The organism is Arthrobacter sp. SIMBA_036, assembly GCF_046535135.1.
Lineage (GTDB): Bacteria > Actinomycetota > Actinomycetes > Actinomycetales > Micrococcaceae > Arthrobacter.
The window spans coordinates 1-297 of the sequence record NZ_JAWRXG010000099.1 but is presented as its reverse complement, the minus strand read 5'-3'; the positions used below and the strand labels follow the sequence as shown (position 1 = coordinate 297).

The window sequence follows — 297 nt, the reverse complement described above, 5'->3', positions numbered from 1 at the left end:
GCAAACGAAGGCGCGTACCGCTGCAAAATAGTCCATGGCGTTTCTGGCGCGAATCGAGTGTTCTGAAAAGGACTTCACGACGTGAAGTTCGGAACCCGCTGAAGTCTTTACGCGAAAGACCTGGCGCATGTGGCAGAGCGGGGGTTCTGGTTTGTTGCTGGAGCGGGTAGTGTACTGGTCCAGCGCCAAGCACGCCAATCACCTCATCTTGACAACCACCTTGCCTTTGGTCCGTCCACTATCGACGTAGGCCATCGCCTCTCTTATCGAATCGAACGGAAAGATCCGATCCACGAC

2 protein-coding genes are annotated in these 297 nt (G+C 55.2%); both read right to left on the bottom strand.

Going from position 1 to position 297, the window contains the following annotated elements:
• The coding region (locus SB659_RS19290; protein ID WP_410551557.1) for a hypothetical protein at positions 1 to 189 on the bottom strand (189 nt) is incomplete at its 3' end.
• A 9-nt stretch (positions 190 to 198) separates the two neighbouring features.
• Positions 199 to 294: a zinc-binding dehydrogenase gene (locus SB659_RS19285; RefSeq protein ID WP_410551558.1), complete on the bottom strand. Its 96-nt coding sequence runs from the start codon at positions 292 to 294 to the stop codon at positions 199 to 201.
• Positions 295 to 297: the final 3 nt, after the last annotated feature.